We start from the raw sequence: 14,718 nt of genomic DNA, 5'->3' as shown, positions 1-14,718 counted from the left end.
TCGAAAGTAGCCTTATTTTTTCAATCGTGCATGTACAATCATACAAATACTATCTTTTGTAAAGTCACTTTTGTTCCATGATCCATACAGGTGTAACAAGTCGAATCCATTTTGTTCTAATAGCCTCTTCAATTCCATTGGATATGTATAGCGAAGTAGAATTGAATCTTCGAAAGTTGAGTGTTCTAGCTTATTAATAGAACGGCAAGTTAAGATTTGTGTGATAGGATCATATTCTTCACGATGTTGAATAGTTAATTTTTCACCTTTACTATTGACTATGTTTTCTTCATATTCATCTACAATAGATAGCTCGCTTAGAAGGGCATTTCGCGTATCGAATACAAATTCTCCTCCTGGATGTAAGTGCTTTTTAACGGATTGGAATAAAGTATTTTGACTTTCGTTACTTAAAAAATGTTGAAATGAATTACCTGTCATATAAATAAAATTTGATGTGATTGGTAAATGAAACTGTGTGCAGTCTTGCACAGTAAAATGTACATCAACATTCTCTTTTTTCGCTTTTTCAATAGCTTGCTGAAGCATCCCTTCATGAATATCAATTGCATAAACTTCATGTCCTTGCTTGGCAAGGGGAATAGCTAATCGACCTGTCCCACAAGCTAATTCAATTATCGTATCGCTTTTCTTACTAAGTAGATTCTCAATATAATATAAATCCACGTTGTAATTTTCATGAAGTTTATCATAATCAATAGGGTCTTTATATTTCTCTAAATTTCCACTAAACTCATTTTGATACATACAATCTAGCTCCTTCAACTTTATCTTAATTTGTGTGAATATTGTACAATAAATATAATATTCACACAAATTGAGTTCTTTTTAAAAGATGAGATGATATTTATTAAAACGTATGCTATGTATATAAGTTGATTGGAGTGGAGGCTGGGCGACTCCTCGGGGATTAGCGTCAGGGGAACGAAGGCTAAGAGCATCACATCCTGTGATAACGCCTTCGTGACCAACATCCTGCCGCTGACGCTTCGTTAGCACTACGCTTTCGCGCAAAAAACATCTGTTGCCCCGACGCCCCAGGAAGCTTTGCTCTGTGTGAAAGCGAAGCGGCAGCAATTGTTTTATCTGTGTGAAAGCGTAGCGACAGCAACAACAAATGTTTTCTGTAGCGAAAGCGAAGCGGCAGCAACAAATGTTTTCTGTAGCGAAAGCGAAGCGGCAGCAACAAAGCGCCCAGCCGGAACGGAAATCAACCCCACGCTTATGGTGGAACTAAAAATAATCAAATTAAAAAATGAATAGGAGGGTTCATTTGAGTAATAAATTTCCTCGAAAAATACATATTATTGGCTCTGTTGGAAGTGGGAAAACAACTTTAGCGAAAGAATTATCAGCACAATTAAATATTCCTTATTATGAACTAGATAATGTTGTTTGGGTAAGGCAAAATTCCAGTGATATTAGAAGAACCGATCCACAAAAAGTTGATTATTTGCATAATATTGTTCTTACAAAAGCTTGGATTATTGAGGGTGTTCATAATGAGGACTGGGTAGCAGAAAGTTTTTCGAATGCCGACTTAATTATTTTCTTAGATACGAATTATTTCATCAGAATCTATCGAATTATAAAGAGATTTACGTTACAAAAAATCGGTTTGGAAAAGTCCAATTACAAACCGACTTTTTCAATATTTATAAAAATGTTTAAATGGAATCGTTATTTTGAGGAGATTGGCAAACCTAATTTTTATCAGAAATATGGAATGTATAGAGGCAAGCTAATGGTCGTAACAAGTAAAAGGGAGATTCTTTAATAAAAGCATATCCAATAAAAATGGATATGCTTTTTTTATGTAAAATTAAGCATTTTTCTTTGTTTTCGTTGCTCGTTTTCGTGTTGCTGGCTTTTTCGTTTTTTCTAAGGAAGCTTGAAGTGCTGTCATTAAGTCCGTGACATTATCAGGTACTGGCTGTTTATCGCTAGCTGAAATTGTATTCGTAGCTTTTTTCTCTTCTATAAGCTCCATTAAAGCATTTCGATAATCGTCTGTATATTTTTCAGGATTAAATTCGGTTGTTAATTGATCTACTAGCATCAATGCAGTTTCTAGCTCTTTTGGAACAATGTTTTGTTCGCTTGGAATATTTGGAACATCACCAACACTTCTTACTTCATCAGGGAAATGAATCGTTTCCATCACTAAAGCATTTTGATAAACGCGGACAATCGCTAATTGCTCTTTGGAACGGATAATAATTTTAGCAACGCCTATTTTTCCGGATTGCTCTAATGTTTGACGTAATAGGGAATAAGCCTTTCCACCAGTCGTATCAGGGGATAAAAAATAAGTGCGTTCAAAATAAATAGGATCGATTTCAGTTAATTTCACAAAATCAATGATTTCAACGGCCTTATCTTCATTTTCCTTCCGCAAGCTCTCTAATTCTTCTTGATCTAATACGACAAACTTATTTTTGGCATATTCATATGCCTTCACAATATCCTCATCTTTTACTTCTTGGTTACAGCCTTCACAAACCTTTTTATAGCTAATAGGTGTATGACATTCTTTATGAAGCTGTCGTAATTTAATATCTTTATTTTCGGTAGCGGCATGAAGTTTTACCGGTATATTGACAAGACCAAATGAGATACTGCCTTTCCAAACTGTATGCATTTGTATCACCTCGTTTTTCTTACTATGATATATTTTGCTTATTTTTATGTATCTTAAAGTGAAATCGTCAAAAACTGAAGGTAAAAAGCAAAGTAGGTATTCCTATGAAACCAATGCTATTAACGGAAGCGCTTGAAACACCTATTGGTGAAGACTGGATGTATGAAACAAAATATGATGGATTTAGATGTATGTTAGTATGGGACGAACAGCCAATGTTAATAAGCAGAAATGGCAATAACTTAAATCACTTGTTTCCAGAGATACTTGATTTTTGTAAGAGCTTATTCGATCAAGTTAAAGCGTTTTTACCATTAACATTTGACGGGGAATTAGTTTATTTAACGAATGATTTTAAAAGTGATTTTTCGCTTGTCCAAAAAAGAGGTAGGATGCAAAACAAAGAAGTTATTGCTGCGCATGCACAAGCCTTTACTTTTCATTATATTGCTTTTGATTTACTGCGTTATAAAGGGGAGCCGCTGACAAATAAGTATTTAAAAACACGTAAACAGCAACTCTCAAAGCTTTTTACAACCTTAAAGCTCCCTGAGACTATCAATTATGAGGATCCACGCCCTTTGCAAGCGATTAGCAGTGTGGAGCATAGTGAGCCACTTTGGCATGCTATTAGGGTAAACAATGGGGAAGGAATGGTTGCTAAAAAGAAAACAAGTAAATGGATTGGAGATACGCGCTCTACACATTGGTTAAAAATCAAGAATTGGCGCTATGTAACGGTCATAGTCACCAAATATGATCATGGAAATGGCTATTTTCATGGCTCTGTTTATCGACAGGACGAGCTTGTTGAATTGGTTATTTTTAAACATGGAATGTCAGAGGAAGAGCGTAAAACACTCATTGCTTTTTTTCAAGCGAATGGACAGAGGAATAATGAAATATGGGAACTGGAGCCATCCATTTGTGTTGATATAGCCTGTATTGATTTTGATGGAAGCAAATGTCGAGAACCGCGTTTCCAAGTATTTCGACTGGAGATGTTGCCAGAGGATTGTCAGTGGCAGCACATGCAGCGTCAACTTTTCCCTATTCCAGATACTGTTCAGATTACGCATCCTGATAAGCCTGTTTGGCCTGAAATCGGTATTACGAAGGATGGTTACTTGCACTATTTGCAAATGATTTCTCCGTATGTATTACCTTTTCTTCGAAATAGGCCGCTTACGTTAATTCGATTTCCTCATGGAGTGCCGGGTGAAAGCTTTTATCAAAAAAGTAGTCCTGAGAAAATACCTGAATTTGTTTCAACAGGATGGATGGACGAAATTCATTATCTTGTATGTAACAACCTTGAAGCATTATTATGGCTAGGCAATCAGCTAGCATTAGAGCTACACATACCATTCCAAACGTTGCAAACAGAGCATCCTACTGAGATTGTCTTCGATCTAGATCCTCCTTCTGTTGATCAATTTTCACTTGCCATCACTGGAGCACTGGATTTAAAGGAAATTATCGATTATTTTAAGCTACAATCTTTTGTTAAAACATCGGGAGGAAAAGGGTTGCAGCTATATATACCGTTACCTGAAAATGCATTTTCCTATGAAGAGGTGCGAGTATTTACTGAATTTGTTTGTCGTTTTTTATGTGAGCAAAAACCGGGATTGTATACGATTGAGCGTTTAAAGAAGAATAGACATCAAAAATTATATTTAGATTATGTGCAGCATGCAGAAGGGAAAACAATTATTGCTCCATATTCAACTCGTGGTAATGAAAAGGGCTTAGTGGCAACGCCATTACATTGGGAGGAGGTCAATGAGCACTTAACACCTGATATCTTTACCATTCCTGCTGTACTGGAGCGAATGAAAAGAGTAAGCAACCCATTTAAAGATTTCCGTCAAGTAGGGGAGAGCCAGGATTTTCAATCAGTCTTAGATCATTTAAAGGAATAATGAATTGCTTTTTAATCAGGACGATTAAATTTGCAAAAAGATTAAAGCCAATATCATATTAAAAAAGCATCGGGTTCAGTACCGATGCTTTACGTTTTTTCAGTATCGTGTAAAAAATTTTTGTTAATTAGGTGTTCTTTTTTTCTAGATAATCCAGAATTCCCATTGCCGAAACAATTGTATCGAATGGAATTGTTTCATAAACCGGATGATTTTTTGGAATGCCATTTTCCTGTAAATAGTTGTGTAAAAGTTCCTTTAAGCGAGTATCTAGAAAGTGTACTTGTTCTTTAAAATCGCTAGATACAGTTAGCGCCTTTTTCCCCTCAGCTAAAAATAATGGTGTCCAGTAGCGCACCTGTTTGTAGGCTTCAGCTGGATTTTTATAAGCACCGAAATGACCGAAATACAATTCTGTAGCATTGAGCTTTTCATATAGCTGAATAGATTGCTCCATTGTATCTGGGTCATACTGATTCGGTGAAGTAGAGGGAATAATTAAATCGATTGATTCGCTCTCCATTTCTGGATAACGTACACCAGTTGTATCTCCAACAAACAAACCATTCGTAGCAGAATAAAGCATCGAGACATGATGTTTTGCATGTCCTTCTGTATGATAAAACGTTAACTGATGTTGACCTAAAGATAGTACTTCTTCATGTCCAATTTCTATAATGCGCTCAGAATCGATAGGTACAATTGGATCAAATAAACGATCGAACTCTGTCCCATAAACACTCTTTGCACTCGCAATTAGACGACTAGGATCAACCATATGAGATACACCTCTTGGATGTACAACGAATGTAGCATTTGGGCAGTTTTGTAAAAATAACCCTGAACCTCCAGCATGGTCTAAATGGATATGCGTAACAATTACATATTGAATATCCTCTAGAGCAATATGTAATTCATCTAAACCTTCTACGATATACGGCATAGACGGACTGGCAGAAGTCTCGATTAATGCAATTTTTTCATCGATAAGCAAATAGGAGCTTGTACGCTGTTCCCGATTTAAATCATGTGTATCAATACAATAAAAATTTGGTGCAAGTTGTTGAATTCTACTCATTTAAATAATCCCCCTTCGTTTTTAAGAAGTGTAAAACATTCTCTAATATGCATTTTTTATCTACAAAAAGCAGTAGTTATACTTTATGATAATAGAAAAATACACTGAATGTCTATTCGTTTTTTAGGGGGATACATTAATGGAGAAAAAGATTCGTTTTGATACACGAAAAGTCCATCATATTAATTTGGCCATCATTTCAATTTTAGCTGTTCTAATTTGTGGACCGTTGATACTTTCAAAGAGCATTATGTTCTTATCTTATTTGTTGGATTAGTCGTTATTGCAATAGCAGTTTGTAATTACTTTTTGCCTATTAATACGTATGTTAAAGGCTTTATTTTCGGAATGATTCCTTCAAGTGTTGTCTTTATTTTGTTTTTAGTCGATAGCTTTTCATTAAATAAACATTATATTTTACTTTGTACGGGGCCATTATCTTAGTGGAGGACGAAAATAATATGTTAAAAATGATGACGAACACAACTAGTTGTATTCAGGAATTAAGCAATACATTAAAGTCACTTGTTATGAAAAAGGAAAGGGAATCTTTTTAAAAATTATATATGAAGAAATAAGACGAGAAGCCTACAGTCAATGCACTTGATAGTAGGCTTCTCGTATCAATCTATCGTTGGCTTTGGTAATAAACTATATTCCCAAGCATGAAAGCATTCTGTCAACATATAGGCACCTATCTCTTCGTCGATTCTAATATAAGCGCACTGTTGGGAGTCAATCATTGTTTCAGGATAATCTTCAGATTGCTCGAAATCATCCATATTTGAATGTACTTCAATCCATTTTTCTCCAGCGTTTTCATCATGTACAGCTTTTAAATCATAGATAATTTTCCCGGTAGCCTGTTCATTATTTTTCTCTGAGTCATCATAGCCTTTAAATTTGCCCTGTCCATTATCGTAAGAGAGCTCTCCATAATGACGAATGACCCTTATTTCTGCCTCCTTCCCATTTTTAGCGTCTTCCATAAATTTATATAATTTCTCTATGTTATGAATCGTTTGTCCTTCTTGAACGACGGCGTTTTTATTTGCCTCGTCAGTATTCGTCTCTTCTGTACAGCCAGAAAGGAGTAAAAGTGTACTTAGCAGCAAAAGTCTCCTATAAAACATACAATCCCCCATTTATTTTAGGTATCGAAAAGTAAATTGTCCTCTATAAAAAATAACAGAAATATTGAAACATATGGCAAAATTAATCGTAATTATAATTAAAGTCCTATATGGGGGTGAAGAGATGTTGTTCATAAGTATAGTATTAGCCATACCGATATATGGCTTTTGTATTTGGAGCATGTATCAGCCAGAGGAAAGCTATTTCTTCTTTGATCGATGGCGATACAAAGAAATACCCGAGTTATCAGATGTTCAAATCAAGTTGATCAGAATTGGTAGCGTAGTCGCTATGATTGTTGAAACAATCTATCTTATTGTTGTTGCAATTGATGCATTTACGCCTGATTTTTAATGAAATAGGTGTTCACTAAGTTATCATAATATTAGTGGAAGGCAGGGGCGAAGTGTATAATGAACTCTTTTCTGAGGAGGATTTTTAATTGCAATCAATACAGGCAGATGAAATACCATATGAAATAAGAGAATATCTAAAAAACATTAACTCTATTAAGTTTCAAGTGAAAATAGTTGTTGAGCAAAAGAAAGATAGTCGATGTTGGGCACATTTTGAGTTCTTAAAGGGCGAGACTATACGAATTGCTTTAAAAGATGAGAAAAATAAGGGGAAAAGGCAAAAAATGCACGAAATGCTAATCTATCATTTCTTTTGTATCTTGGCTAACTACCTCATCTATATAGAGAGGTTAAACATCCTGTATAATTGTACATTTAGTTTCTCTCATATTCCAACTCCTCCATATAATCGATAATTTTTTCCTCGCTCTGTAAAAAGTCACCCTTGCCTATCCAGCACTTTTCCCAAAGAGACGCCCTATTTTCTCAAAAGGCAATTCACCAAAGGTACGGAGTGAAAATACTTCCTTATATGGTTCATCCATCTTCCCCTCCAATCACTCCTCTTACTGCCCTCCTAATTTTCTATAAGCAACTACACCACCGACTATACCTATAATTGCTGCTTTGATAGGATTAATTGAAAAAATTAATGAATTACTGTAAGTCATTTCTCATTTGAAAGTTCTACTTTTTTATTAAATTACTAGGAAGATAGATTTAATCTATATTTGATAAACTGATACTAATTATCAATATTTTAAAATGTTTAAATATTCCGATATTATGATTAGCCCTTTTGTGATAAATTGGAAATATCACACTAAACTGAAAAGTGTGACAATTAAAGGCGGAGGGGGAAATGAGATTTGAAAAAGTTTAAGTTTACGAAGTTCTTAAGTAGTATTCTAGCTTTTGTTATGGTGCTTTCTCTATTGGTTCCATTGTCGAGTGCTAGTGCTGAAGAATCGAAACCATTCAAGCAGGATAGTCAAAGTGAAAGTATAATTCAACAAAAAGCGGCTATCGCTGAACAGCTAAGCTTGTCTAAAGATGGTCCAACTCTTCATGAAAGCTTACAAAATGTATCAGGCAATCAAGATGTTGCAGTCATCGTTCATTTATCTGAAAAGCCTGTGGCACTAGAGCAAGGAATGAGCCAAGTCAAAGGCCAAAAATTCTCTAATGCCCGAGCAAATGAAGTTCGTTCAAATGTAAAAGCACAACAAGCAAAAGTTAAAAAAGAGTTAGCTACTAAAAAAGTTCAGATGACTCAAGGATACACATTTGATACTGTTTTAAACGGTTTTGCGGCAACTGTGAAAGCAAATGATCTCCCGAAACTGCTGACAGTAGAAGGAATTACATTAATCGAACCTGATGCAATTGTTTACGCATCAGAAGATAATACGATGAAATCATCGGAACTTATTAAGGAAGATCCATTAGAAGCTCGAATGAATACAAGTAATTCTTTCCTTGGCATCGAACAGCTTTGGAAGGAAGGACTTGAAGGACAAGGAATAAAAGTAGCAGTATTAGATACTGGTATTGATGCAGATCACCCTGATTTTGCTGGGGTTTACAAAGGTGGAAAAAACTTCATTCCGAATTCAGCAACTTACACGAAGCCTCGGACAGATGACGATGCATCAGAAACATTGCCTTCGGAGCGTCCAGTCGGGACACCTGAATTTAATGAAAAAGGAAGCTCATTCTATACTTCTCACGGTACACATGTTGCTGGAACAATTGCAGCAATCGGAGCTAACGAATTCGGTATTAAAGGAATTGCTCCAAAAGTAGACCTTTATGCTTACCGTGTTCTTGGGGCGTACGGAAGTGGAGCTACATCTGGTATTGTTAAAGCAATTGAAACTGCTGTAAAAGAAAAAATGGACGTTATCAACCTTTCACTTGGCGGGGGAGCTAACTCTGAAACGGATGCTGGTTCATTTGCTATTAATAATGCAATGATGGCTGGAACAATCGGAGTAATTGCAACAGGGAACGAGGGTCCAAATCGTGGAACAATGGGCACGCCTGCAACCGCTCGTTTAGGAATTGCTGTTGGTAACACATCAAATCCTGAAACAATGTATAACGGGGAAGTGAATGTTACAGTTGGCGACTACAACTTAACAAAACAGCTTCCGTTAATGGGAACGACTTTTGCGAAAAATTTAGCAACACAGCTTCAAGGAGAATTTGACCTAGTTGCTGTTCCTGGAAACGGGGAAGTAAAAGACTTTGAAGGAATTGATGTAGAAGGTAAAGTGGCATTGATTTCTCGTGGCAGTATCGCATTCGTTGATAAAATTGCGAATGCAAAGGCAAATGGAGCAGTCGCAACAATTATTCATAACTTTGCTGGTGGAACGAATGCACCGAACATTTCAGGCACATTCCTTGGTGATTCATTTGAATTTCTGCCAACATTTGATATGTCCCAAACGGATGGCGCTGCAATTCGCGCTGCATTAGCAGGCGGAACCGGAAAAGTAAGCTTTAGTAAATTTGCTTCCACAAAGACACTGGGAGATGATGTAAACGATTCAAGTTCACGTGGACCATCTACACCAAACTTTGATATTAAACCAGATGTTAGTGCACCTGGAACAAACATTATGTCAACGATTCCAATGTATAAAAAAGATTTCCCTGATGCAGATTATGGGAAAGCATATGGTCGTAAAACAGGAACTTCTATGGCAACACCGCATATTGCAGGTATTGCTGCATTAGTTAAACAAGCAAATCCTGATTGGAACGCGTTCGATGTAAAAGTGGCGCTTTCTAATACAGCAAAGGTTTTAGATAAAACAAAATACGATGTGTTTTCTCAAGGTGCAGGGCGTGTAAATGCTTATGCAGCAGCTCATCCGGAAATTCTTGCCTATGCACTGGATAGCGCAATTATAGATGGAACTGGTGCAGTTTCAGAAAACTTGAAAGGTACAGTTACTTTCGGTCCACAATCACTTAAAGACCGGGATATTTCTGTAACGAAACAAGTTTTAGTAAAAGATATTAAAGGGAACGGCGGCAATTATAACGTATCCATTGATGTAACAAAAACATTTGGTGATGCAACTGTTACAGTAGATCAGCCGACATTTAATCTAGATGGGGAGCAAGTTTTAAATATTACATTAACTGCTTCACAAGCTACGGCACCAAATGGCTCTGAAATACTAGGGTATATTTACATCAGCAGTGGAGATACAGAAATTTCATTGCCATTCGCAGCTGACTTTGGCGGCGCGGCAGCAACTGAAATTAAAGATTTTAAAATTACAGAAACAGACCTATCCTTTAACGGAGATGGAGTAAAAGACTCAGCTGTACTTTCATTCACATTAACTGGAGATGTAACAACTAACTATATCGAGCTTTGGGATATTATGAATCCTGAAGGTGGAGAATACGGAGACGGCTACATTGGTTATCTACATGCAGGTACTGCGCTAGGAAAAGGTTCTTATACGCTGAATATTGGTGGGCAGTACAAACCATGGGGAACAAAACCTGCCACAACGATTCCAGATGGTCTGTATACAATTGACTTCACTGGTCTTGCAGCATCAGGAGTAGTTTCCGATTATGTTGGACCAATTATCGTGAAAACGACTAAACCAGAAATTACTGGTTCAGTAGCTAAAGGTGTCGCTACAGGACAGGTAACAGATAAGTATATCGACTACAATGAAGAGTTATATTTATACGGTTTAGATTACAATTTAAATGATAAATTAAAAGCTTCCTATGTTTCGACGGTAAATGGCGAAGTACAAGCGCCAGTTGCTTTTGAATTAAATCAAGACGGTAGCTTCACATTCCCAGTAACAGCAGAAACTAATGCTGTATCAGTAATCATTAATGACGCTGCCGGGAATGTTGGTGAAGCAATGATATATGAAAAAGAAGTAGTAGAACCAGTAGTAGCACTTTCTGTAAATCCAACTAAGCTAGACCTAACAGCTGGAGATACTGCACAACTTACGGTAACAGAAACGTCAACGCCTGCAGAAGGTGATGCAACAGAGGAAGACGTAACTTCAAAAGCTACTTATGTTGTTGGAGATGAAAATGTTGCAACAATAGTAAATGGATTAGTAACTGCAGTAGGTGAGGGCACGACTACAATTACTATTTCATACGGTGATAATGAAGTTACTATAAATGTTAAAGTTAAAGCACCTATTGTAGAAGTACCAATAGTAACACTAGAAATTGATCAAGCTCAGGTTGAAACTAGAATAGGTAAAGAAGTACCAGTTAAGATTACTGAAGTAACTACTTTTGATGGTAAAACAACAGAAAAAGATGTTACAAAGCTTGCAACCTACGAAGTAGCGAATGATAAAATAGCTACTGTAAAAGCAGGGGCTGTAAAAGGAAAAGGTCAAGGTAATACGACGATTACGGTAACGTATGGTGAGCACACACTAACATTTGATGTGTTGGTTGTAAAGCCAGGGAATGGCAACGGCAACGGCAACGGAAATGGCAATGGCAATGGAAATGGCAATGGAAATGGCAATGGAAATGGTAACGGAAATGGCAACGGAAATGGAAATGGCAATGGAAATGGTAACGGCAATGGTAATAAAAATAATAATGAAGTTACCGAGGATGAGTTATAATTAATTTCAGTTCAAGCAAAAAGAGAAATTGCACAGCGCAATTTCTCTTTTTGGTATTTATAAAGCAATTCCTTTAAAAAGATTATCTCCTACTAAATTAACTGTGACATATTCTTTAGCAACTATAATATCTTACTAAACATGAAAAGTAGAGAAAGCGTCAATCCATTTAACCTAATAAAGGATTTTGGGTAATTCCTTGGCATCCATTAGCAAGTATTTCTACTACAGTAAAAGAGCCTTATTGAACGGTTAAAACGGTTTTGGGAGGTACATGCAAATGAATGGCATGATTAATTCTGATACTGAAAACAACGAGCATGGCTTATTGCTATACCTAATTATTTAGCTGCAAAAAAGGATGAGCCAGAAACAATGAAAAGTGTTGTACAGCATTATGGAAACTACATGATTAGCCTATCTATACAAAAACGCCATGTTGTTATATTCATTCGGATCAAGGATTCCTTATACCAATCCACAATTCCAAAAACTTGTGAAGAAAATGGGGTTAGGACAATCTATGTCACGTCGAGGAAACTGTTGGGACAATGCCCCACAAGAATCATTTTTTGGCCACTTTAAAGATGAAACAAATATCGAGAAATGCGAAACATAAGAAGAAGTCAAACGAGAAGTGAAAAGTTATATAATGTATTACAACCATTATCGAGGGCAATGGCATTTGAAAAAGCTGCCGCCTGCAAAGTACAGACAGCAGCTTCAACAAGTTGCCTAGCTTTTTTAAAAATGTCCTTTACAAAGGGTACAGTTTAAAGCTGGTAAAAGGCTCTTTCTTTTACTTAAAAAGCAGTCAGTGAGTTAGGTTTCCTGCTCAGCTTAGCTATTTTGCTGCTTCAATTCAATTCAATTCAATTCAATTCAATTCAATTACATGGAATAGCATACAGCCTGTGCGGTTGTATTTAGCTATATACTATCCTTTATTAACTATATGTGATTGAGGGGATGAACAGTTGGACTTTGTGGTAACAATTCCTAAAGTCGAATGCATTAACGATGATAGAGGGATAAAAGAATTCATTTAGCTTATCTCAGCGGGTATCCAAACACAAGCCGAATCCAGAATTATGCCGAGGGATAATTGATTAATGTATATTTTGGATCCTTGCCATAACGTGTGGTTGATTTCCGTTCTGACGGGGCACTTTGCCGCTGCCGCTTCGCTTTCGCGCAGATAAAACATTGCCGCTGCCGCTTCGCTTTCGCACAGAGCAAAGCTTCCTGGGGGCGTTCAGCCGCCACTCATATATATGACATACGTTTTAACAAATGTCATCCACAACTTTTGGTGATGAGTCCTATATTTTTTCATTACTATCAATTTTTTGCAGTTACATTTTTCATTGCATTGCTGTCATGCTTATATTTAAAAGTTAATGCAAAAATTATTGCAAGAACGAGAGTATACGCTCCAAAAACCAACCAAATATATTGCCAATTTCTCACTCCGTCAACTGTAAAATAATCTACCACTTTGCCACTAACTACAGCCCCTACGTAGGCACCGACCCCATTGACCATTGTACTAAATAAGCCTTGAGCGCTTGCACGAATTCGGTGATCTACTTCTTTTTCTACAAAAATGGCGCCCGAAATATTAAAGAAATCAAATGCACAACCGTAAACAATCATTGATAACAACAATAGTAAAAATCCTCCGCCAATCGGGCTGCCATATCCAAAGAAAACAAAACGTAAAGTCCATCCAACCATACTAATTAGTATTACTTTTTTAATGCCATATTTACGTAAAAAAAATGGTATGGTCAGAATAAAGAATACCTCTGAAATTTGTGACACTGATAATAAAATAGCTGGATATTTTACCGCAAAGCTATTTTTATAATCAGGGTTCAACGCGAAGTCGTGTAAAAACGGATCTCCAAATGTATTGGTAATTTGAAGCGCAACACCTAATAGCATTGCAAAAATTAAAAACAGAGCCATTTTTTTATCTTTAAACATAACAAAAGCGTCTAGTCCCAAAAGGCTTACCAACGACTTGTCCTTAATTGCATTAGAAGTTGGACAGGCAGGAAGAGAAATTGTGTATAGTGCAAGTAGCAACGAAGAACCACTAGCTATAAATAGCTGAACATTACTTAATTCGATTTTGGCAAGACTAATAATCCACATCGCAAGAATAAAGCCAATTGTCCCATAGACACGAATAGGTGGGAAGTCCTTTACAACATCAAAGCCTTTGTTTTCCAGGTAATAATAAGAAATTGTATTCGATAAAGCAAGTGTTGGCATATAAACTATTGAGTTAAAGAGCATTATCCAAAACATCATTGTAGGATCTGAAATTTCAGCAGCGGTAAATAGGGTAATTGCACCGAGGAAATGTAATATTCCGTATAAAACATTGGCTTTTACCCAACGGTCCGCAATAATGCCAATCAGACTTGGCATAATAATGGCTGCAAGACCGTTAGAACTATACACAATTCCAACTTGCGCGCCAGTAAAATTCAATGTATTGATCATATAAGAACCAAATGTAACAAGCCAAGATCCCCAAATAAAAAACTGTAGAAAAATCATTATTTTAAGCCGTAATTTTATATTCATTTTTTCCCTCCTATAGAAGGTGATGGAGTTCTTTTTATACAAAGCACCTTCTTTTATGAGTCGCTACATTGGACTCTAGAACTGTTGACATAACTACAGCATTTGCTCCTAATGTCAGATTCATACGAATTTATTGGAGGTTCTTATGCTAGTTCGCACCACCGAGCCATAATAAAAAAATCACCTTGGATAGTCATATATGTTCAAAAAGAGGCTGGGACAAAACCTCAAGAAATAATAAGTAGCCCAGAAAATTTTACGGACAGTAAAATTTTCTGGGCTTTGTATTTGAACATATGAATTTTGATAAAAAGAAAGG

12 protein-coding genes and 1 pseudogene are annotated in these 14,718 nt (G+C 36.4%); 8 read left to right on the top strand and 5 right to left on the bottom strand.

Features of this window, described 5'->3' with window-relative positions; all coding sequences use genetic code 11:
* Positions 1–12 precede the first annotated feature (12 nt).
* Positions 13–768 carry a class I SAM-dependent methyltransferase gene (locus FJQ98_RS14430; RefSeq protein WP_053592568.1) on the bottom strand — a complete coding sequence of 252 codons (756 nt, stop codon included), beginning with the start codon at positions 766–768 and terminating at the stop codon, positions 13–15.
* A 309-nt stretch (positions 769–1,077) separates the two neighbouring features.
* Between FJQ98_RS14430 and FJQ98_RS14425 the strand changes: the two genes are divergently transcribed.
* Together FJQ98_RS14425 and FJQ98_RS14420 are read left to right on the top strand one after the other, a co-directional pair.
* Positions 1,078–1,284, top strand: a complete 207-nt coding sequence (locus FJQ98_RS14425; RefSeq protein ID WP_053592567.1) for a hypothetical protein — start codon at positions 1,078–1,080, stop codon at positions 1,282–1,284.
* Positions 1,285–1,294: 10 nt separating this feature from the next.
* Complete coding sequence (locus tag FJQ98_RS14420) at positions 1,295–1,798, top strand: AAA family ATPase (protein WP_053592566.1); 504 nt, start codon at positions 1,295–1,297, stop codon at positions 1,796–1,798.
* 45 nt (positions 1,799–1,843) lie between these two features.
* On the opposite strand, the gene ku is transcribed toward FJQ98_RS14420, so the two are convergent.
* Positions 1,844–2,662, bottom strand: coding sequence for a non-homologous end joining protein Ku (ku, locus tag FJQ98_RS14415; RefSeq protein WP_053592565.1), 819 nt, complete (start codon positions 2,660–2,662; stop codon positions 1,844–1,846).
* Between the two features lie 104 nt (positions 2,663–2,766).
* Here ku and FJQ98_RS14410 point away from each other — a divergent pair, with 104 nt between their 5' ends.
* Complete coding sequence (locus tag FJQ98_RS14410) at positions 2,767–4,587, top strand: DNA ligase D (RefSeq protein ID WP_053592564.1); 1,821 nt, start codon at positions 2,767–2,769, stop codon at positions 4,585–4,587.
* 127 nt (positions 4,588–4,714) lie between these two features.
* Here the strand turns inward: FJQ98_RS14410 and FJQ98_RS14405 are convergent, their stop codons facing one another.
* Positions 4,715–5,665 (bottom strand): MBL fold metallo-hydrolase, encoded by a 951-nt coding sequence (locus FJQ98_RS14405; protein WP_053592563.1) that lies wholly within the window; start codon positions 5,663–5,665, stop codon positions 4,715–4,717.
* A gap of 139 nt (positions 5,666–5,804) precedes the next feature.
* Here FJQ98_RS14405 and FJQ98_RS26835 point away from each other — a divergent pair, with 139 nt between their 5' ends.
* Entirely contained in the window at positions 5,805–5,942 is a 138-nt protein-coding gene (locus FJQ98_RS26835) for a hypothetical protein (RefSeq protein WP_241774462.1), read from the top strand.
* A gap of 346 nt (positions 5,943–6,288) precedes the next feature.
* Here FJQ98_RS26835 and FJQ98_RS14395 read toward each other — a convergent pair whose 3' ends face one another.
* A complete protein-coding gene (locus FJQ98_RS14395) occupies positions 6,289–6,798 on the bottom strand; it encodes a hypothetical protein (RefSeq protein ID WP_053592562.1) in 510 nt (169 codons plus the stop codon).
* Positions 6,799–6,922: 124 nt separating this feature from the next.
* Here FJQ98_RS14395 and FJQ98_RS14390 point away from each other — a divergent pair, with 124 nt between their 5' ends.
* The 4 genes and pseudogenes from FJQ98_RS14390 to FJQ98_RS14370 all read left to right on the top strand — a co-directional run.
* Positions 6,923–7,153, top strand: coding sequence for a DUF6199 family natural product biosynthesis protein (locus FJQ98_RS14390; protein ID WP_053592561.1), 231 nt, complete (start codon positions 6,923–6,925; stop codon positions 7,151–7,153).
* Positions 7,154–7,241: 88 nt separating this feature from the next.
* Positions 7,242–7,571: a hypothetical protein gene (locus tag FJQ98_RS14385; RefSeq protein ID WP_053592560.1), complete on the top strand. Its 330-nt coding sequence runs from the start codon at positions 7,242–7,244 to the stop codon at positions 7,569–7,571.
* A 453-nt stretch (positions 7,572–8,024) separates the two neighbouring features.
* On the top strand, positions 8,025–11,801 hold the full coding sequence (locus FJQ98_RS14375) for a S8 family serine peptidase (protein ID WP_053592559.1): 3,777 nt from the start codon (positions 8,025–8,027) through the stop codon (positions 11,799–11,801).
* 443 nt (positions 11,802–12,244) lie between these two features.
* Positions 12,245–12,540, top strand: a pseudogene (locus FJQ98_RS14370) (IS3 family transposase); the annotation flags it as partial.
* A gap of 602 nt (positions 12,541–13,142) precedes the next feature.
* Here the strand turns inward: FJQ98_RS14370 and FJQ98_RS14365 are convergent.
* Entirely contained in the window at positions 13,143–14,399 is a 1,257-nt protein-coding gene (locus FJQ98_RS14365; RefSeq protein WP_053592558.1) for a nucleoside permease, read from the bottom strand.
* Between the last annotated feature and the right edge of the window lie 319 nt (positions 14,400–14,718).

This window comes from Lysinibacillus agricola (assembly GCF_016638705.1).
Lineage (GTDB): Bacteria > Bacillota > Bacilli > Bacillales_A > Planococcaceae > Lysinibacillus > Lysinibacillus agricola.
This window is presented reverse-complemented; position numbering and strand designations above follow the sequence as displayed.

Bases quoted from the DNA above. Each gene is read 5' to 3' on its own strand.
- FJQ98_RS14430 (WP_053592568.1), bottom strand. From the start codon at position 768: ATGTATCAAAATGAGTTTAGTGGAAATTTAGAGAAATATAAAGACCCT.
- ku (WP_053592565.1), bottom strand. From the start codon at position 2,662: ATGCATACAGTTTGGAAAGGCAGTATCTCATTTGGTCTTGTCAATATA.
- FJQ98_RS14410 (WP_053592564.1), top strand. From the start codon at position 2,767: ATGAAACCAATGCTATTAACGGAAGCGCTTGAAACACCTATTGGTGAA.
- FJQ98_RS14405 (WP_053592563.1), bottom strand. From the start codon at position 5,665: ATGAGTAGAATTCAACAACTTGCACCAAATTTTTATTGTATTGATACA.
- FJQ98_RS26835 (WP_241774462.1), top strand. From the start codon at position 5,805: ATGGAGAAAAAGATTCGTTTTGATACACGAAAAGTCCATCATATTAAT.
- FJQ98_RS14395 (WP_053592562.1), bottom strand. From the start codon at position 6,798: ATGTTTTATAGGAGACTTTTGCTGCTAAGTACACTTTTACTCCTTTCT.
- FJQ98_RS14390 (WP_053592561.1), top strand. From the start codon at position 6,923: ATGTTGTTCATAAGTATAGTATTAGCCATACCGATATATGGCTTTTGT.
- FJQ98_RS14365 (WP_053592558.1), bottom strand. From the start codon at position 14,399: ATGAATATAAAATTACGGCTTAAAATAATGATTTTTCTACAGTTTTTT.